The organism is Streptomyces sp. NPDC005017 (assembly GCF_042873115.1).
Taxonomy (GTDB): Bacteria; Actinomycetota; Actinomycetes; order Streptomycetales; family Streptomycetaceae; genus Streptomyces.
In genome coordinates this window covers 226,615-244,672 of sequence record NZ_JBIALD010000005.1, presented here as the reverse complement: position 1 = coordinate 244,672, position 18,058 = coordinate 226,615, and the positions used below count along the sequence as shown (strand labels likewise).

At 69.9% G+C, this 18,058-nt stretch carries 17 protein-coding genes, 1 tRNA gene and 1 pseudogene; 8 read left to right on the top strand and 11 right to left on the bottom strand.

The window, feature by feature from the left end:
* Positions 1-9 precede the first annotated feature (9 nt).
* From ACFYR0_RS10375 to pknB, 3 genes are all read left to right on the top strand, one after another.
* Positions 10-1,446 carry an FtsW/RodA/SpoVE family cell cycle protein gene (locus ACFYR0_RS10375; RefSeq protein ID WP_389324331.1) on the top strand — a complete coding sequence of 479 codons (1,437 nt, stop codon included), beginning with the start codon at positions 10-12 and terminating at the stop codon, positions 1,444-1,446.
* On the top strand, positions 1,443-2,912 hold the full coding sequence (locus ACFYR0_RS10370; RefSeq protein WP_389324328.1) for a peptidoglycan D,D-transpeptidase FtsI family protein: 1,470 nt from the start codon (positions 1,443-1,445) through the stop codon (positions 2,910-2,912). The genes ACFYR0_RS10375 and ACFYR0_RS10370 overlap by 4 nt, the downstream gene beginning before the upstream one ends.
* Before the next feature lie 171 nt (positions 2,913-3,083).
* A complete protein-coding gene (gene pknB / locus ACFYR0_RS10365; protein ID WP_389324325.1) occupies positions 3,084-5,075 on the top strand; it encodes a Stk1 family PASTA domain-containing Ser/Thr kinase in 1,992 nt (663 codons plus the stop codon).
* Between the two features lie 79 nt (positions 5,076-5,154).
* Here pknB and ACFYR0_RS10360 read toward each other — a convergent pair whose 3' ends face one another.
* The 6 genes and pseudogenes from ACFYR0_RS10360 to ACFYR0_RS10335 form a co-directional block, all read right to left on the bottom strand.
* Positions 5,155-5,907, bottom strand: a complete 753-nt coding sequence (locus tag ACFYR0_RS10360) for a class E sortase (RefSeq protein WP_389324322.1) — start codon at positions 5,905-5,907, stop codon at positions 5,155-5,157.
* Between the two features lie 36 nt (positions 5,908-5,943).
* Positions 5,944-7,035: a class E sortase gene (locus ACFYR0_RS10355; protein WP_389324320.1), complete on the bottom strand. Its 1,092-nt coding sequence runs from the start codon at positions 7,033-7,035 to the stop codon at positions 5,944-5,946.
* Positions 6,966-7,604, bottom strand: coding sequence for an aminodeoxychorismate/anthranilate synthase component II (locus ACFYR0_RS10350; RefSeq protein WP_389324317.1), 639 nt, complete (start codon positions 7,602-7,604; stop codon positions 6,966-6,968). Before ACFYR0_RS10350 ends, ACFYR0_RS10355 begins: the two co-directional genes overlap by 70 nt.
* A pseudogene (locus tag ACFYR0_RS10345) lies at positions 7,601-7,799 on the bottom strand (hypothetical protein). The gene ACFYR0_RS10350 and the pseudogene ACFYR0_RS10345 overlap by 4 nt, the downstream one beginning before the upstream one ends.
* Positions 7,800-7,814: 15 nt before the next feature.
* Positions 7,815-8,483 (bottom strand): class E sortase, encoded by a 669-nt coding sequence (locus ACFYR0_RS10340; protein ID WP_389324314.1) that lies wholly within the window; start codon positions 8,481-8,483, stop codon positions 7,815-7,817.
* A 19-nt stretch (positions 8,484-8,502) separates the two neighbouring features.
* Positions 8,503-9,282 carry a DUF881 domain-containing protein gene (locus ACFYR0_RS10335; protein WP_389324311.1) on the bottom strand — a complete coding sequence of 260 codons (780 nt, stop codon included), beginning with the start codon at positions 9,280-9,282 and terminating at the stop codon, positions 8,503-8,505.
* A 140-nt stretch (positions 9,283-9,422) separates the two neighbouring features.
* Here ACFYR0_RS10335 and crgA point away from each other — a divergent pair, with 140 nt between their 5' ends.
* Positions 9,423-9,677 carry a cell division protein CrgA gene (gene crgA, locus ACFYR0_RS10330; RefSeq protein ID WP_389324309.1) on the top strand — a complete coding sequence of 85 codons (255 nt, stop codon included), beginning with the start codon at positions 9,423-9,425 and terminating at the stop codon, positions 9,675-9,677.
* A 268-nt stretch (positions 9,678-9,945) separates the two neighbouring features.
* Here crgA and ACFYR0_RS10325 read toward each other — a convergent pair whose 3' ends face one another.
* Positions 9,946-10,824 carry a rhomboid family intramembrane serine protease gene (locus ACFYR0_RS10325; protein ID WP_389324306.1) on the bottom strand — a complete coding sequence of 293 codons (879 nt, stop codon included), beginning with the start codon at positions 10,822-10,824 and terminating at the stop codon, positions 9,946-9,948.
* 179 nt (positions 10,825-11,003) lie between these two features.
* Positions 11,004-11,531: a peptidylprolyl isomerase gene (locus ACFYR0_RS10320; RefSeq protein ID WP_389324303.1), complete on the bottom strand. Its 528-nt coding sequence runs from the start codon at positions 11,529-11,531 to the stop codon at positions 11,004-11,006.
* Between the two features lie 272 nt (positions 11,532-11,803).
* On the opposite strand from ACFYR0_RS10320, the gene ACFYR0_RS10315 reads away from it, so the two are divergent.
* On the top strand, positions 11,804-12,520 hold the full coding sequence (locus tag ACFYR0_RS10315; protein WP_389324300.1) for a DUF5324 family protein: 717 nt from the start codon (positions 11,804-11,806) through the stop codon (positions 12,518-12,520).
* A 219-nt stretch (positions 12,521-12,739) separates the two neighbouring features.
* Here the strand turns inward: ACFYR0_RS10315 and ACFYR0_RS10310 are convergent.
* Positions 12,740-12,812 (bottom strand) — tRNA-Ala (locus tag ACFYR0_RS10310).
* A 181-nt stretch (positions 12,813-12,993) separates the two neighbouring features.
* On the opposite strand from ACFYR0_RS10310, the gene ACFYR0_RS10305 reads away from it, so the two are divergent.
* Complete coding sequence (locus tag ACFYR0_RS10305) at positions 12,994-13,542, top strand: helix-turn-helix domain-containing protein (RefSeq protein ID WP_389324297.1); 549 nt, start codon at positions 12,994-12,996, stop codon at positions 13,540-13,542.
* A 233-nt stretch (positions 13,543-13,775) separates the two neighbouring features.
* Positions 13,776-15,368: a protein kinase gene (locus ACFYR0_RS10300; RefSeq protein WP_389324294.1), complete on the top strand. Its 1,593-nt coding sequence runs from the start codon at positions 13,776-13,778 to the stop codon at positions 15,366-15,368.
* A gap of 97 nt (positions 15,369-15,465) precedes the next feature.
* Here the strand turns inward: ACFYR0_RS10300 and ACFYR0_RS10295 are convergent, their stop codons facing one another.
* Entirely contained in the window at positions 15,466-16,779 is a 1,314-nt protein-coding gene (locus tag ACFYR0_RS10295; RefSeq protein ID WP_389324291.1) for a hypothetical protein, read from the bottom strand.
* Between the two features lie 185 nt (positions 16,780-16,964).
* Positions 16,965-17,093, bottom strand: coding sequence for a DLW-39 family protein (locus tag ACFYR0_RS10290; RefSeq protein ID WP_003999697.1), 129 nt, complete (start codon positions 17,091-17,093; stop codon positions 16,965-16,967).
* 360 nt (positions 17,094-17,453) lie between these two features.
* Here ACFYR0_RS10290 and ACFYR0_RS10285 point away from each other — a divergent pair, with 360 nt between their 5' ends.
* Positions 17,454-17,984 carry a DUF6344 domain-containing protein gene (locus tag ACFYR0_RS10285; protein WP_389324288.1) on the top strand — a complete coding sequence of 177 codons (531 nt, stop codon included), beginning with the start codon at positions 17,454-17,456 and terminating at the stop codon, positions 17,982-17,984.
* The last annotated feature ends 74 nt before the right edge of the window (positions 17,985-18,058 follow it).

The window sequence follows — 18,058 nt, the reverse complement described above, 5'->3', positions numbered from 1 at the left end:
CGTCACACGATGAGCAGTACTACCAACACGTCGACGCACCACACGTCCACGATCGGCGCCATCGGAGCGCCCAGCAGGCGCAACACCGAGCTCGCGCTGCTCGTGTTCGCCGTCGTCATCCCGGTCTTCGCCTACGCCAACGTGGGCCTGGCCATCAACGACGAGGTGCCCTCCGGTCTGCTGGCCTACGGGTTCGGCCTCGGCCTGCTGGCCGGCGTCGGCCATCTGGCCGTACGCAAGTTCGCCCCGTACGCGGACCCGCTGCTGCTGCCGCTGGCCACGCTGCTCAACGGACTCGGGCTCGTCGCGATCTGGCGCCTGGACCAGTCCGAGCTGCTGCAGTCGATCGGGCAGGCCGGTACGGCCGCGCCCCGTCAGCTGCTGTACACGGCGATGGGCATCGCGCTGTTCATCGTGGTGCTGATCTTCCTGAAGGACCACCGCGTCCTCCAGCGCTACACGTACATCTCCATGCTCGGCGCCGTGTTCCTGCTGCTGCTGCCACTGGTGCCGGGCCTCGGCCAGAACATCTACGGCGCCAAGATCTGGATCTCCGTCGCCGGCTTCTCCATCCAGCCCGGTGAGTTCGCGAAGATCGTCCTCGCGATCTTCTTCGCCGGCTACCTGATGGTGAAGCGCGACGCGCTCGCCCTGGCCAGCCGCCGCTTCATGGGCCTGTACCTGCCCCGCGGCCGCGACCTCGGCCCGATCCTGGTCGTGTGGGGGATCTCGATCCTCATCCTGGTCTTCGAGACCGACCTCGGTACGTCGCTGCTGTTCTTCGGAATGTTCGTCATCATGCTGTACGTCGCCACCGAGCGGACCAGCTGGATCGTCTTCGGTCTGCTGATGTCCGCGGTCGGCGCCGTGGGTGTGGCCTCCTTCGAGCCGCACATCCAGCAGCGTGTGGACGCCTGGCTCGACCCGATGCGCGAGTACACGCTCTCCCGCCAGGGTGTGGGCGGCCACTCCGAGCAGGCCATGCAGGCCCTGTGGGCGTTCGGCTCCGGCGGCACCCTCGGCACCGGCTGGGGCCAGGGCCACTCCGAGCTGATCCGCTTCGCCGCCAACTCCGACTTCATCCTCGCCACCTTCGGCGAGGAGCTGGGCCTGGCCGGCCTGATGGCGGTCCTGCTCGTCTACGCCCTGATCGTGGAACGCGGCGTGCGCACCGCCCTCGCCGCCCGCGACCCCTTCGGCAAGCTGCTCGCGATCGGCCTGTCCGGCGCCTTCGCCCTCCAGGTCTTCGTCGTCGCGGGCGGCGTCATGGGGCTGATCCCGCTGACCGGTATGACGATGCCCTTCCTGGCGTACGGCGGTTCCTCCGTCATCGCCAACTGGGCGCTGATCGGCATCCTGCTCAGAATCAGCGACACCGCGCGCCGCCCGGCGCCGTCCCCCGCCCCGAACCCCGACGCCGAGATGACCCAGGTGGTCCGCCCGTGAACAAGCCCCTGCGCCGGATCGCGATCTTCTGCGGGCTGCTCATCCTGACGCTGCTCATCCGCGACAACTGGCTCCAGTACGTCAAGGCGAACGAGCTGGCCACCGACGACAACAACCGCCGGGTCAACATCGCGCGCTACTCCATCCCGCGCGGCAACATCATCGTCGACGGCAAGCCGATCACCGGCTCCGTCGAGAACGAGTCCGGCGACTTCAAGTACAAGCGGACCTGGGTGAACGGCCCCATGTGGGCGCCGGTCACCGGCTACTCCTCGCAGGCCTTCGGCGCCAACCAGCTGGAGAAGCTCGAGGACGGCATCCTCACGGGCAACGACGACCGGCTGTTCTTCCGCAACACCCTGGACATGCTCACCGGCAAGGAGCGCGAGGGCGGCAGCGTCGTCACCACCCTGAACGCGGCCGCGCAGAAGGCCGCCTACGAGGGTCTGGGCAACAAGAAGGGCGCCGTCGCCGCGATCGAGCCGTCCACCGGCAAGATCCTCGCACTGGTCTCCACGCCGTCCTACGACCCCTCGAAGTTCGCCGGCACCTCCGGCGACGACGAGAAGGCCTGGAACGCCGTCCAGAAGAAGAACAACGCCGACGACCCGATGCTGAACCGGGCGCTGCGCGAGGTCTACCCGCCCGGCTCGACCTTCAAGGTCGTCACCGCGGCCGCGGCCCTGGAGAACGGTGTCGTCTCGGGCATCGACGACAAGACCAAGACCCCGGACCCGTACGAGCTGCCGGGCACCCGCACCGACCTGACCAACCAGCACGGCGAGTGCAAGAACGCCACCCTGCGGTACGCGCTCATGGTGTCCTGCAACACCGTCTTCGCGAAGCTCGCGGACTCCGTCACCAACGAGAAGATGATCGAGCAGGCGGAGAAGTTCGGCTACAACAACAAGGAGCTGGACACCCCGGTCCGCGCCGCGGAGAGCATCTACCCCGAGGACAACCGGCCGCAGAACGCCATGGACGGCATCGGCCAGGCCTCCAACCGGGCCACCCCGCTCCAGATGGCCATGGTCGTCGCGGCCATCGCCAACAACGGCACGCTGATGAAGCCGTACATGGTCGACCAGATCAAGACCGCGAGCCTGGACACCATCGAGACGACCGACCCCGAGGAGCTGTCCCAGGCGGTCTCCCCGGAGACGGCGCAGAAGCTCCAGCAGATGATGGAGTCCGTCGTCAACGAACCGCAGGGCACCGGCGGAAAGGCCAAGATCGAGAACGCCACGGTCGGCGGCAAGACCGGTACGGCCCAGCACGGTCTGAACAACAGTGAGAAGCCTTACGCCTGGTTCATCTCCTACGCCAAGGTCGGGGACAGCGCGCCCGTCGCCGTGGCCGTGGTCGTGGAGGACGGCGCCGCCAACCGTGACGACATCTCGGGTGGCGGTCTGGCCGGTCCGATCGCCCGGGATGTGATGAAGGCGGTCATCGACAGCAAGAAGTGATGCCGAGCACATCCCCTTCACATCGTTGCACGCTGCGATACCGGTCCTGTATCGGGTTGACGGGCTTGGCCAGGTCGCACAAAGAGAGCCGGGTACGGTAGGCCCGGACGGCAGCCTCCGGCCGCACAGGCGTGCGGACCGGGACCCGACGGAGAGGGCTGGTAGGTAGCTATGGAAGAGCCGCGTCGCCTCGGCGGCCGGTACGAGCTGGGCCAGGTGCTCGGCCGTGGTGGCATGGCCGAGGTCTACCTCGCGCATGACACGCGCCTCGGCCGCACCGTGGCGGTGAAGACGCTGCGCGCGGATCTCGCGCGCGATCCTTCCTTCCAGGCCCGGTTCCGCCGGGAGGCCCAGTCGGCCGCCTCGCTCAACCACCCCGCGATCGTCGCGGTCTACGACACGGGCGAGGACTACATCGACGGGGTCTCGATCCCGTACATCGTCATGGAGTACGTCGACGGCTCCACGCTCCGTGAGTTGCTGCACAGCGGCCGCAAGCTGCTGCCGGAGCGCTCGATGGAGATGACCATCGGCATCCTCCAGGCGCTGGAGTACTCGCACCGCAACAACATCGTCCACCGCGACATCAAGCCGGCGAACGTCATGCTGACGCGCAACGGCCAGGTCAAGGTGATGGACTTCGGCATCGCCCGTGCCATGGGCGACTCCGGCATGACGATGACCCAGACCTCGGCCGTGATCGGCACCGCGCAGTACCTCTCGCCGGAGCAGGCCAAGGGCGAGCAGGTCGACGCCCGGTCCGACCTGTACTCCACCGGCTGTCTGCTCTACGAGCTGCTGACGGTCCGGCCGCCCTTCGTGGGCGACTCCCCGGTCGCGGTGGCCTACCAGCACGTGCGGGAGGAGGCGCAGCCTCCGTCGGTCTTCGACCCCGAGATCACGCCGGAGATGGACGCGATCGTCCTCAAGGCACTGGTCAAGGACCCCAACTACCGCTACCAGTCGGCCGACGAGATGCGCGCCGACATCGAGGCCTGCCTCGACGGCCAGCCGGTCGCCGCGACGGCCGCCATGGGCGCGGTCGGCTACGGCGGCTACCCCGACGACCAGCCGACCACGGCCCTGCGCCAGGCCGACGGGGGCGCCACCTCGATGCTGCCCCCGATGAACCCGGACGACGGCGGCTTCGGCTACGACGACCGCCCCGACCGGCGGCGTCAGAAGAAGTCGAGCAACTCCACGATCCTGCTGGTCGTGGCGGCCGTCCTGGTCCTGGTCGGCGCGATCCTCATCGGCAAGTGGATCTTCAACGGCAACGGCGCCGACAACGCCACGGCGACCGTCCCGAACTTCGTCGACCTGACGAAGGACGAGGCCCAGCGACAAGCCGACAACGTCTCGCTCAAGCTCACGTTCAACCCCAAACCGTGCGAGAACACGGCCAAGGACAAGATCTGCGAGCAGGACGTCAAGGCGGGCAACGAGGTCGACAAGGGCTCGACGGTCACCCTCGTGGTGTCCACGGGCGCACCCAAGGTGGCCGTGCCGAGTGTGACCGGCAAGAGCCTGGACGAGGCCAAGTCGATCCTGGAGGACGACAAGTACAACTTCACCGTCAAGGTGACGTACGAGGAGTCGTCCACCGAGGAGGCGAACACGGTCCTGGAGCAGACTCCGGAGCTCGGCGACGAGGTGGAGAAGGGCTCGACCGTGGAGCTCACCGTCGCCAAGGAGAAGGAGCAGGCGACCGTCCCGAACGTCGCCGGCCAGGGCTGCGACGCCGCCAAGGCACAGCTGGAGGCCAACAACCTCCAGGGCAACTGCGTCAACGTCCCCACGGACGACGACAGCAAGGTCAACGTGGTGATCGACACCGTTCCCGCGATCGGCCAGCAGGTCGAGCCGGGTTCGACGGTGACGATCAACATCGGTGAGAAGAAGAAGCAGGAGGTCCAGGTCCCCGAGGTCCGCAACCGGACGCTCGGCGAGGCCAAGGCGATCCTGGCGTCCCAGGGCTTCACCAACATCGTGATCAACGGCGACGGCAACGACAACGCCTTCGTCATCGACCAGGACCCGAAGCCCGACAAGAAGACCGAGGACCCGGCGGGCCAGCAGATCACCCTGACGACCGTCACCTTCGGCCAGAACAACGGCGGCGGCAACGGCGGCGACGGGGGCATCATCGGAGGCCTCGACTGACCGGACCGGTCCGCGCACGACGGAGCCCCGGCCCCTCACGGGGGGCCGGGGCTCCGCGCCGTCCGGGGTGTCCCGGGGATCAGCCGAGCAGTTCCCTGGGCGGGGTGCGCTCGCTGTCGACCTTCTGGACACGGACCAGTTCGCCCCACACCACGTACCGGTAGCGGCTGGTGTAGACGGGGGTGCAGGTGGTCAGGGTGATGTACTTGCCGGCCTTCTTCCTGCCGGACTCCTGGGGGACGGCGCCGAGGACCGCGACGTTGTACTTCGAGGTCTCGGGGAGGGTCGCGTAGACCTTGTAGACGTACCACTTGTCCTTGGTCTCGAAGACGATCGGGTCGCCCTCGTGCAGCCGGTCGATCTTGTGGAACTTGGCGCCGTGGCCGTCGCGGTGGGCGGCGAGGGAGAAGTTGCCGTTGCGGCCGGAGGTGGGGAGGGTCGCCTTGACGGGGTCGGTGTAGTACCCGGCCACCCCGTCGTTGAGGAGCTGCGCGGCGGTGCCCTTCTTGACCAGGATCTCGCCCCCGCCCATCGCGGGGACGTGGAGGAAGCCGATGCCGTCCTTGGTGTCCAGGGCTCCGGGGCCGGTGTCCTGGGCCCAGTGGTCGCGGACCCTGTCGCCCTCGCGGCCCGCCTTTCGGTCGGCCAGGACGTTGGTCCACCACAGCGAGTAGACGACGAACAGGCCGAGGATCAGGCCCGCGGTGATGAGGAGTTCGCCGAAGACGCTGACCGCCGTGGCGATCGGACCGGGCCCGCGGCGGGGGGCCGGGACGTGGTCCGGGCGGTCGGTCCCGGTGTGCTCTTCGGTGCCTTCGGTGGTCGCTGCCACTGTTCTCCCGCCCTCGACTGACGCCCGGCCGACGACCTATCTGACGAGCGCATCGGGTTTGCCCTTGCTGCGCGGCCGTTCCTCGACCATCTTGCCCCAGACGATCATCCGGTACTTGCTGGTGAACTCCGGCGTGCATGTCGTGAGGGTGATGTAGCGCCCCGGAGCGGTGAAACCGGAGCCCGGCGGGACCGGGTCGAGGACGCTGACGTTGCTGGGCGGGGTGACCGGCAGGATCGAGGCCATCTTGTAGACGTAGTAGGTGTCCTGGGTCTCGACCACGATCGGGTCGCCGGGCTCCAGCCGGTTGATGTACCGGAACGGTTCCCCATGGGTGTTGCGGTGTCCGGCCAGGCCGAAGTTGCCGGTCTTCGCGTCCGGCATCGCCGTCTTCAGGTCGCCCTCGCCGTAGTGGCCGACCATGCCCTTGTCGAGGACCTTCTTGTTGTCGACGCCCTCGGCGATCGGCACCACCACGTCCAGTCTGGGGATGCGCAGGATCGCGAAGCCCTGGCCGGGCTCGAAGACGCCGGGGTTGCGTCTGCCGTTCTCCCAGTCCCGCTGGAGGTCGCTGGCCTCGTCACCGGCCTGCGCGTGGGCGCGGACGTTCGTCCACCAGAGCTGGTAGGTGACGAAGAGCAGCATCAGCACGCCGGTGGTGATGAACAGCTCGCCGACCACCCGGCTGACGACGACCGCCGGGCCGGGCTTGCGGGAGCGCGCGAGCCGGCGTGCCTCCACCCGGGACAGCGGCTGGCCGGGAGCCGCCTCCCCGGTGCCGGAGGGGCGGGTGTTGCCTCCGTGGCGCCCCTGGCGGCGCTTGGCGGCCTTTCTGCGGGCCGCTCGCCCCCCGGCCGGGGGTTCGGGCGCCCCAGCCGCCTCCGAGGCCCGCAGAGGACCCGTCATGGATTCACCGGGTATCCGCAGCGCGACCGTCTCGTCGTCGGCCGGCGGCCCGTACGGCGGTTCGTACGGCGTCCGGTACGGCTCGTCGGACGGGTACGGCGCGTACGGCTCCTGCGCCGTCGCGTACCCCTCCGAGCCGTACCAGTCCGAGGTCACGCCGTGGCCCTGCCCACCACCGGGGCGAGCCCCGCGGACCGCGCCACCGCGCCCTGGTCGCCGCATTCCACCAGCCAGTTGGCCAGCATCCGGTGGCCGTGCTCGGTGAGCACCGACTCGGGATGGAACTGCACGCCCTCGACCGGGAGTTCCCGGTGGCGCAGGCCCATGATGATGCCGTCGTGGGTGCGGGCCGTGACCTCCAGCCCGGCCGGGACCGTGGCGGGTTCGGCGGCGAGCGAGTGGTAGCGGGTCGCGGTGAAGGGCGAGGGCAGTCCGGCGAAGACGCCCTTGCCCTCGTGCTCGACCGGCGAGGTCTTGCCGTGCAGCAGCTCGGGCGCCCGGTCCACGACACCGCCGTAGGCCACCTGCATCGACTGCATGCCCAGGCAGACGCCGAAGACGGGGACGCCGGTGGCCGCGCAGTGGCGGACCATCTCGATGCAGACGCCTGCCTGCTCGGGGGCGCCGGGGCCTGGCGAGAGGAGCACGCCGTCGAAGCCGTCCTGGGCGTGCGCGGTGGACACCTCGTCGTTGCGCAGCACTTCGCACTCGGCGCCGAGCTGGTACAGGTACTGCACGAGGTTGAAGACGAAGCTGTCGTAGTTGTCGACGACGAGAATGCGCGCGCTCACTGGTTGTCCACCGTCACATCGTTGAAGGGAAGCAGCGGTTCCGCCCACGGGAAGACGTACTGGAACAGGACGTAGACGACCGCGAGCACCAGCACGAGCGAGATCAGCGCCCTCACCCATGCGTTGCCCGGCAGATGCCGCCAGATCCAGCCGTACATGCCGCCCCTTACGTCCGTACCACGGCACCTGACTCACGCCGCCCGCACCAGATTAACGGCGGAGGGCTTCCGGTTCGCCGTTGTCCACAGGCTCGGTGCGGTCGAGATGGGCCCAGACGATCAGCCGGTGGCTGTGGCCCCACTCGGGGTCGCAGGTGGTGAGGGTGAGGTAGCGGCCGGGCCGGGTGTAGCCGGACCTGCGCGGGACCGGGTCGACGACCGCCACGTCCGTCGGGACCGTGCGGTACGGCCCCTTGTCGACGCGGTACGTGAACCAGGTCGTCCCGTCGGTCAGGACCACCGCGTCGCCGGGCCGCAGCCGGGGGAAGTCCTTGAACGGGTCGCCGTAGGTGCGGCGGTGCCCGGCGACGGCGAAGTTGCCCCTGCCGCCGAGCCGGGTGGTGGCCGCGTAGTGGCCGAGGCCCTTCTTCAGGGTCTCGGTGGAGGTGCCCTCCAGGACCGGCTTGTTCCACGTGAAACCGAGCCGGGGGATGTACATGATCGCGAAAGGGCGGCCGTCCACGTACGGCTTCGGGGCCGGGGTGCTCCCGGCGGGGTGCGCGGGCTCACGGGCCCACTGCTCCTGGAGCCGGTCGATCTGCTCGTCCATGGCGTCGTCGGCCCGCACTCCGGTCCAGAACAGCACGTACCCGACGAAGAGAACGATCACGGTGCCGGCGGTGATGCACAGCTCGCTGACGGTCCTCACGACGACGCGCACCGGCGCCTCCAGAGGGGGGTTACTCCACGGGCTCGGCGTAGTGCAGATCCACTGTGCCCGAGTAACCCGGCAGAGTCACCGTCCCGTTCTCCTCCACTTTCCAGCCGAGGCCGTAGACGTTGACGTACACCATGTAGTTCTGGATCGCCGGGCTGGCGCCGAGCGCCTTCTGGAGCTTCTCCGGGTCGCCCACGGCCGTGATCTTGTACGGCGGTGAGTAGACGCGGCCCTGGAGGATCAGGGTGTTGCCGACGCAGCGCACGGCGCTGGTGGAGATCAGCCGCTGGTCCATGACCTTGATGCCCTCGGCCCCGCCCTGCCACAGGGCGTTCACCACGGCCTGGAGGTCCTGCTGGTGGATGACCAGGTAGTCGGGCTGCGGCTCGGGGTAGCCGGGGAGCTTGGCGGTGGCGTCCGGCGGGGCGTCGTTCAGGGTGACGGTGATCGCCTCGCCCTTGAGCTTCTGGGTGCCCGCGCTCTTCTCCAGAGCGGCGAGCCGGGCGTCCTCGGCCTCGGTGCTGCCGTCGTCGGCGTCGGCGAGGGCGTCGACCCGGTCGCGCAGGGTGGCGTTCGTCTCGTCCAGTTCGCCGTTCTTGTGGCTGCGTTCCTGGATGAGGTCGGAAAGCTTCAACAGGGACGTGTCCGTGCGGATGTTGGTGCCCTTGGCCGTATTGAAGCTGGTGAAGAAAATGAGGCCCGCGAGCGCGAAGACGGCGACCGTGAGCACCCGCGCGGGACGGAATCGTCCTCGGCGGTCGGGACTGGATCCCGGCTGGGGGGAGTCGGCAGAATTGCTCAACGTACCCTTATCTCCTTAGGCGCCACGGAAGCACTACGCTAACTGACGCCCGGGGGAGCGCTCAGTGTCCCCTTGTACGCTGCCCCGAGCCCGACCCAAACCCTGCGCGGCCACGCAGCGCATCGACAGGAGAGACCCTCGTGCCGAAGTCACGTATCCGCAAGAAGGCCGATTACACGCCGCCGCCCTCCAAGCAGGCGCAGGCCATCAAGCTCACCAACCGCGCCTGGGTCGCGCCGGTCATGCTGGCCATGTTCCTCATCGGCCTGGCCTGGATCGTCGTCTTCTACGTGACCGACGGTTCGCTGCCGATCGACAGCCTGGACAACTGGAACATCGTGGTCGGCTTCGGGTTCATCGCGGCCGGATTCGGCGTCTCCACCCAGTGGAAGTGACGGTGGCCCGGGGCTGAACGCAGCTCTGCCCACGGCTATCCACTGAGTTATCCACAGCACCTTTCCACATGCTGGGGAAAAGAAAGACGATCTGTGGATAACCTCGCCGAGGTTGACGCCGGTGTGACGGAACTACCGGCGTCACCGTCAGCTCGAAAACCTGTTTGCCCCCTGCCTGACCTGCGGAACCACGGTTCAGCTACAGGGGGCACAGTTGTTCCCGCACACTGTGCACAAGATCCGCGACAGGCTGTGGACAACAGGCCGCTCAGGTGAGCTGGAGGGTCCTCAAAAGGGTGGCGAGAACGATCACGCCGAGCACCAGCCCACAGGTCCCGTACTGCACGAGCGCCCGCCGCTCCCGCGGGGCGTGCACCATCGCGTAGGTGATCACGACGCCGGCCACCAGACCGCCGAGATGCGCCTGCCAGGAGACGTTCGAGCCGGGACTGAAGGCGAAGATCATGCTGATCGCCAGCAGCAGCACCATCGGACGCAGGTCGTAGTTCTGTCTGCGCATCAGGACGCCGTAGGCGCCGAACAGGCCGAAGACGGCACCGGAGGCCCCCAGCGTCGCCGTGGTCGGCGACTCCAGCAGATAGGCGACGGTACTGCCCGCGAGCCCGGACACCAGATAGAGCGTGAGATAGCGCGCCCGGCCCAGGGTCGCCTCCACCTGGCTGCCCAGCAGCCACAGGTTCAGCAGGTTGAAGCCGATGTGCCAGAACTCCTGGTGGGTGAACGCCGAGGTCAGCAGCCGGTACCACTCGCCCTCCGCGACGCCCTCCGTCGGCATCCAGGGGGCGGGCGGCCAGGACCCGATCAGGACCAGCCTCGCCAGCAGCTCGTCCGACACCTGGACCGCGATGAAGACCGCGAGATTGATCCCGATCAGGATCTTGGTGACCAGGCGGGTGTCGCCCACCATCGTGGCGCCGGCGATGGTGCGCGGAGCCGTCGCCCGCGAGGCGGGGCCGCTCCCGCCGGTCCCCCGCACACAGTCGGGGCACTGGAAGCCCACCGAGGCGCTGATCATGCACTCGGGGCAGATGGGGCGCTCGCAGCGGGTGCAGCGCACGCCGGTCTCGCGGTCCGGGTGGCGGTAGCACACCGGGACGGGCTGCGCGTCCGGCACCTGCTGCTCCATCGATGTCACCTCGGTCGTCGTCTGAGGTCGTGAGTCGTCTGAGGTCGTGAGTCGTCGTCCGGGGGCGTAAAAGTAGCCCCGCCCATCCCTACGGACGAGCGGGGCCGATGGTTCCCTGCGGCCGGTGCCGGACCCGACGGGCCCGGGACCGGCCGGCTCCGGGCTCTGCCGGGCAGGCCCTAGCGCTTCTCGACCACGACCGACTCGATGACCACGTCGTTCAGCGGGCGGTCGGTGCGCGGGTTGGTCTGGATACCCGCGATGGCGTCCACGATCTTCTGGCTCGCCGCGTCGGTGACCTCACCGAAGATGGTGTGCTTGCGGGTCAGCCAGGCCGTCGGGGAGACGGTGATGAAGAACTGCGAGCCGTTGGTGCCCGGGCCGGCGTTGGCCATGGCCAGCAGGTACGGCTTGTCGAAGCGCAGGTCCGGGTGGAACTCGTCCCCGAACTGGTAGCCCGGGCCGCCCGTGCCGTTGCCCAGCGGGTCACCGCCCTGGATCATGAAGCCGCTGATGACGCGGTGGAAGACCGTGCCGTCGTAGAGCCTGTCCGTGGACTTCGCGCCGGTGGCCGGGTTGACCCACTCCCGCTCGCCCTGGGCGAGCTCGACGAAGTTCTTGACCGTCTGCGGCGCGTGGTCCGGGAACAGCCGGATCTCGATGTCGCCGTGGTTGGTCTTCAGGGTGGCGTAGAGCTGCTCGGCCACGATCTGCCTTCCGTTGTCTTTCTGTGACCCCCCGATCCTCGCACGCCGGGCGCCGTCCGTCGCCCGCCCCCGGTGTTCCGCAGCGGGACGGGGCAATCCGTGGCATTGTCGACGACAAGCCCCCGTTGCCTCTCATTCGCCCCTTTTGGGGTCGATCATGTCCATCGGAACCCAAATGCCCGCCCTCACATGCCGCAGGACGCTCCAGCAGGCATGATCCGTAAAAGGGTGGAAAGTCGAATTAACGTATCGCCACCGAGGAGGAGGATCCCGTGACCCGCATCGACAGCGTGCGCGCCGCGACCGGCTCGGCGAAGGACAGCGTGCTGCACGCCGCGGAAGTGGTGGCGCCCTACGCCGACACCGCCAAGGAAAGGGCCGCGCACTACGCGCAGGAGGCGCGCGTACGCATCGCGCCGAAGGTCGCCCTGGCCGCCGGGCAGGCCCGTGTGCAGTACGAGTCCCATCTCGCGCCCCGTATCGCGGAAGTACGTACCCATGTGCCGCCCATGGTCGACCTGGCCGCGCATGACGCGGCGGCACGCGCGCGCGTGGCCGCCCGGCAGGCAGCGGAGTACTCGCGTCAGGCCGCCGAATACTCCCGGCCGATGATCGAGCAGGCCGTGGCCGCGGCCGGACCCGTGAGGGACGAGGCGGCCGCCCGGGGCGTCGCCACACTGGCCGCCCTGCGCGGCCAGGTCACGCCCGAGGACATCCGCAAGATCATCCGCCATCACGAGCGCCGGGCCCGAGGCCGTCGCGCGGTGAAGTTCCTCGCCGTGACCGGCCTGCTGGCGGGTACCGCCTTCGCTGCCTGGAAGTGGTGGGACAAGCAGTCCAACCCGGACTGGCTGGTGGAGCCCCCCGCCGCTACCGAGGTCCCCGAGTCCGGCCCCCTGACGTCCGTGGACGGCAGCGACGTCCTCGACCCGGAGGTCCAGGCCAAGGAGGCCGAGGAAGAGGCGGCCGAGCGGGAGGACGGGCGCTGAGCCCCGAAGGGACGACCGGCCGGTGAGCCGCCCGCGGGACACCGCGGGCGGCTCCGCCGTTTCCCGGGGGCGGAGCCCGCGCCCGGACCCCCCTCACACGGAACTGCCGCGCACAGCCCCGTACTTCGCGACCGCCGCGCACCGCCCGCGCTTCACGCCCGGGGACGAAAAAACAACCCCTCCCACCGCGTTTCCGCAGGTGGAAGGGGTTGTACGGGGTGGAGCCTAGGGGAGTCGAACCCCTGACATCTGCCATGCAAAGACAGCGCTCTACCAACTGAGCTAAGGCCCCGCGACAAGCGCCCCGCCGGAAGTCGTTCGCACCGGCAGGCGCCGCAGACCAGAGTACCGGGTCACCCCCGGGATCTCGCAAAAAGATTGGGGCTCCCTGTGGCCGACCACTCTCCGTAAGATGCTCAACCGTGGTTCGCTACAGCGAACCGCGGTTCTTGGGGAAGCGATGGGGAGACGCAATGGACGCCGCACAGCAGGAAGCCACCGCGAGAGCGCGGGAACTGCAGCGGAACTGGTACGGGGAGCCGCTGGGGGCGCTCTTCCGTAAGCTCATCGACGATCTTGGGCTCAACCAGGCTCGTCTCGCGGGGGTACTGGGACTCTCGGCACCGATGCTGTCGCAGCTGATGAGCGGTCAGCGGGCGAAGATCGGCAACCCTGCCGTCGTCCAGCGCGTCCAGCTGCTCCAGGAGCTGGCCGCGCAGGTCGCCGACGGCAGTGTCAGCGCCGCCGAGGCCACCGAGCGGATGGACGAGATCAAGAAGTCGCAAGGGGGCTCAGTGCTGAGCAACGTGACGCAGGCGACCAGCACTTCGGGTGCCCCGACCGTCAAGCGCGTCGTCCGGGAGATCCAGTCGCTGCTGCGTTCCGTCGCCGCCGCCGGTGACATCATCGACGCCGCCGACTCCCTCGCGCCCACCCACCCCGAGCTCGCGGAGTTCCTCCGTGTCTACGGCGCCGGCCGTACCTCCGACGCCGTCGCCCACTACCAGTCCCACCAGAACTGACCGTCCGGCCCGGCGCGCCGTGGGGGCGGCGGCCGGGCTGGCAGCCGTCGGGTAGAGCGGCTCCTGAGGACCGTCGGGTAGGACGGTCCCGGACTACGGGGTCGGGCCCCGAGGTCGGGCCACGGGGTCGGGCCACGGGGGAGTACCGGCGCAATGCCGGGGGAGTAAGGGGAGCGAGGGATCTCGGGGGCCTGGGCGGACGTCCTGCGCAGGGGGAGGAGCAGCGCACAGCGATGGGTGAGGTGTTCGCCGGCCGGTACGAACTGGCCGATCCGATCGGACGCGGAGGCGTCGGCGCCGTCTGGCGCGCCTGGGACCACCGCCGGCGCCGGTACGTGGCCGCCAAGGTGCTCCAGCAGCGCGACGCCCACTCACTGCTGCGGTTCGTCCGTGAGCAGGCGCTGCGGATCGATCACCCCCATGTCCTCGCTCCCGCCAGCTGGGCCGCCGACGACGACAAGGTCCTGTTCACGATGGACCTGGTCGCCGGAGGGTCGCTGGTCCGCCTCGTCGGGGACTACGGCCCCCTGCCGCCCTCCTTCGTCGCCCTTCTGCTCGACCAGCTGCTCTCCGGCCTGGCCGCCGTGCACGCCGAGGGCGTGGTGCACCGCGACATCAAGCCCGCCAACCTGCTGCTGGAGGCCACCGGAACCGGGCGTCCCCGGCTACGGCTGTCCGACTTCGGCATCGCCATGCGGCTGGGCGAGCCACGCCTGACCGAGACCAACCTCGTGGTGGGCACACCCGGTTATCTCGCCCCCGAACAACTCCTGGGCGCGGAACCGGACTTCCCGTCCGACCTGTTCGCCGTCGGCCTGGTCGCGCTGTACCTCCTGGAGGGCGCCAAGCCGGACAGCAAGGCCCTCGTCGACTACTTCACGGCCCATGGCACACCCAGCGCCCCCAAGGGCATTCCCGAGCCGCTGTGGCAGATCGTGGCGACCCTGCTGCAGCCGGACCCGCAGGCGCGCTTCCGCACCGCCAACGGAGCCCGCAAGGCGCTCGCCTCCACGACCGAGCTGCTGCCGGAGCCGGGGGTCGACGACGAGCTGATCGAGATCTTCGACCAGCTGGGGCCGCTGCCCTCGGGGTTCGGGGCCACCGGGCCGCTCAAGCGGGCGCCGGGTGTGGAGGAGCCGTCGGGAGACACATCGGGGACGACGGTCCGGGCCGGCCTCGCCGCCGGTTCCCCCCCTGCTTCCCCGGCCGCTCCTCCCGTGCGCGGGAGCGGCACCGGCTCCACCGGCTCTGTGCCGAGCGATCCCCGTCAGGGCCTGGGGTCGGTGCCGGACTCCGGCCGAGCCGACAGCGGGTCCGCCGCCCAGGTCTCCATGTCGGACACCGGGAGCTTCCATCTGCCGCCTCCCGTGACGGCTTCCCGGCCACGATCCGTCCCACAGCCCCCGGACCCGGCCCAGCACCGGCCCCAGGCACCGACCGGCCCCCCGGCTCCCCCGCCGTCCGGCGTCCACCCTCGTCACCAGCAGATACACGGCGAGGACCAGCTCCCACAGGCTCCCCCGGGCCCGCCCCGCCCCGCCGAGGCGCCCTCCCCGCGGACGCCCCGCCAACCCGCTCATGCCCCGTTCGCCCCTCAGCCGCTCAGCGATGCCTCCACTGCCTCGTACACCGCCCGGGACTCGCGGGTTCCCACTCCCGCGCAGGAAGATCCGCGGCCCGCGGCCACCCCCGCCCCCCGCGGTGACGGCCAGCACCGCCGCCGTCGCCGTAGGCGCCCGGGGCCGCCCCCGGCCGTGACCGTCCCGGTGCTGCTGCTCGCGCTGGTCTGCTACGCCGTGGGCTTCTGGGCTCTGACGCGGATCTGAGCCGTTCGGCAGATCTGAACGGCACGACACACTGGACGGCTGACACGTCTCGACGGCTTCGCAGGCCCCACGAGCCCCGCGGCCCCCGCAACGCGCCCTACCCCGCCCGCCGCCGCGCCGCAACCGTCCAGACCCCCAGCCCCGCCAGCAGAGCGGTACCGCCACCGAGGCCGCCCACCGCGAGTGCCGTCATCGCCGTGTCGTCGTCGGTCGCCTCGCGAGCCGTGGCCGTCCCCGACCCGCCTCCCCCGGGCGACGAGGGCAGTCCGCTCGCCCCCTCGGCCTCGAACAGCCCCTTCGGCTGCGACTCCCCCGCGTAGTCCGGCCCGGAGCGCGGCACACCTTCGACGCGCACGCGCAGCGTGAGGCCGAGAGCCTCGTCGCCGAAACGTTCTGCCACCTGGTCGGCGAGGTGCACGACGAGGTAGTACGAACCCGCGAACCGCATGCCGCTGATCCGGTCGGACACGGCGAACCGGTTCTCGTGGGCGACCGGCGGCAGCGGGTCCAGTTCGGCGGACTGCTGCCGCCCGTAGTACCCGACGCGTTCGTCCTCGACCGGACCGCGCACCGGGTTGTAGAGGGTCAGCTCGAGAGCGCCGGCCGTGGCACCGGACCCGCCGGGCGAGCTGCCCAGCTCGGCGGTGGCGTACAGCTGCTGTCCCCAGCCCAGGGGTACCTCGTAGAAGAGGGTCTGCCCGGGCCGGACCTCGTCCTCCCAGACGCCCTGACCGAGGCGGGTGGCCTGTGTGAAGCCCGCGCCGCCGGTACGGGGACCGGGGTCGCCGGTCAGGCCGGAGGGCGGGGCTGAGTTCCAGGAGTCGGGCGCCTCGGTGGCTCCGGACCGCTCGAGTTTCGGCTCCGACACGGTGACCAGCTCCAGCTCCCATTCCTCCGGCGCGAACACCTCGTCGTCGGACTTCACCGCCTCGACGACGACGTAGTACGTCCCCGCCTCCTGGCAGCGTGAGCGGCGGGAGGTCAGTTCCCGTACGGCCCACGCGGTGAGCGGGCGGGCGCTGCGGACGCTGCCGAAGGTCTCGGTGTCCTGGTCGCAGACGCCGCCGTCGACGTCCTGGACCGACACCTTGATCCCGTCGAGCGTGGTGACGGAGGTGCCCGGCGGCGGGACGACCGTGGCCGCGACATAGGCGTCGGCCGCGGCGTCGAGGTCGAGGCGGTAGTACGCCTGCGTGGCGACCGCCACGCTGCTGCGGTAGGTGCCGCCCAGTCGCAGGCGCTCGGCGCCCGTGGTGCTCTGCGCGGCCGTGACGGGGAGGGCGTCGTCGGCGAAGGCGTAGCCGTCCGCAGTCTCGGCCGCGGCGGCGGGTTGCGGGTACGTCCCGGTCAGCGCGCCGAGGGCGGCGGCCACGCACACCATCGACGCGGCCACGCGTGCGGCCGAGAACATGCGGGGGAGTGCGCTTGCCGGGAGCCGGCCGCGTTCCGCCCTCGTCGGCCACCAGCCCGTACGCCGCCCCATCGCGTGCCACCCCTCCTCGTCGGCCAGGGGCCCATCCTGCCGCGCGCCCCGGACACACAAAACCCCGACCGCACAGGCGGCCGGGGTCTGTTCGGAATCTTGAATTCTGGGACTCAGGAACCCGTGGGCACGGAGTCGGTCGCCTCCGTCCACAGATCCTGCTCGGCGCGATCCGCCTGGATCTGGCGGTACACGAGGAGCCCGCCGATGGCGGCCAGTGCGACCAGGAGAAGCTTCTTCACCGCGCGACCTCGTCTTTCGTTGACGTAGGGGACCTCTGGCGCCCGACTATACACACCGACCGATATCGATCGGTGACCTGTGTCCGGGCCTCAACTCCGTTCCGGGGCAGCGCAGTAGACGGCCGGACATCATTGCGATCTGAGGGTGATCACACCTCCACGGAACGTGACAATTCATTCCTTCCTCTGACCTTCCGAGCCGAGCCCGGGCATTCCCGGGCCTTTTCGGGGGCCGCCGCGTCCATCCGGGTGGTGTTCATCTGACGATCGACGCGCCCCGGGCGTCGGTCCACCACTTCGCAGCCCGCATACACATCATGAGGAAAGTACGCAAATCGCCCAACCCGAAAGTGAGGTGTCATGGCCCGGAACAAGGTCATGCAGCTGTGGACCGCCTTCGTCACCGCCTTCCTCGCGCTCTGCACGGCGCTCGGTCTCGTCACCACCACCGCCGGTACGGCCGCGGCCGCGTCGGTACCGCAGAGCGAGGCCGCCCGCAACACCGACGCCCCGCTCGCGGCGTCGGCGGCGACGCCGCTCTGGGCGGCCTGGTCCCAAGCCAGGTCACTGCCTCCCACGATGAAGCAGCGCATCCGTGCCGAGGCCCATGGCAGGACTCCAGGCTGCCGCACCCTCCCACTCACGGACGCCGAGGAAGCCGACGCGCCGCAGACCGGTTCCTGCGCCACCGGCACCGAGTCCGACACCCACACCGACGGCCGTACCGACAGCTCCGCGGCCGGCCACACCGACGGCATCACCAGCGGCTCCGCGGCAGGCAACGCCGGCGGTTCCCCCCTCAGCCGCACCAGCGGCCGTACCGACAGCCCCGTCGGCCCCACCGTCAGCCACCAGGGCACCCTGAGCGCCACGATCCCGCTCCAGCGCTGACCGCCGTGCTCCCGCAGATGCCCTGCCTCGCAGGACCACCCCCAGGACGAAGCCGGACGGCATCCCCGGATGCC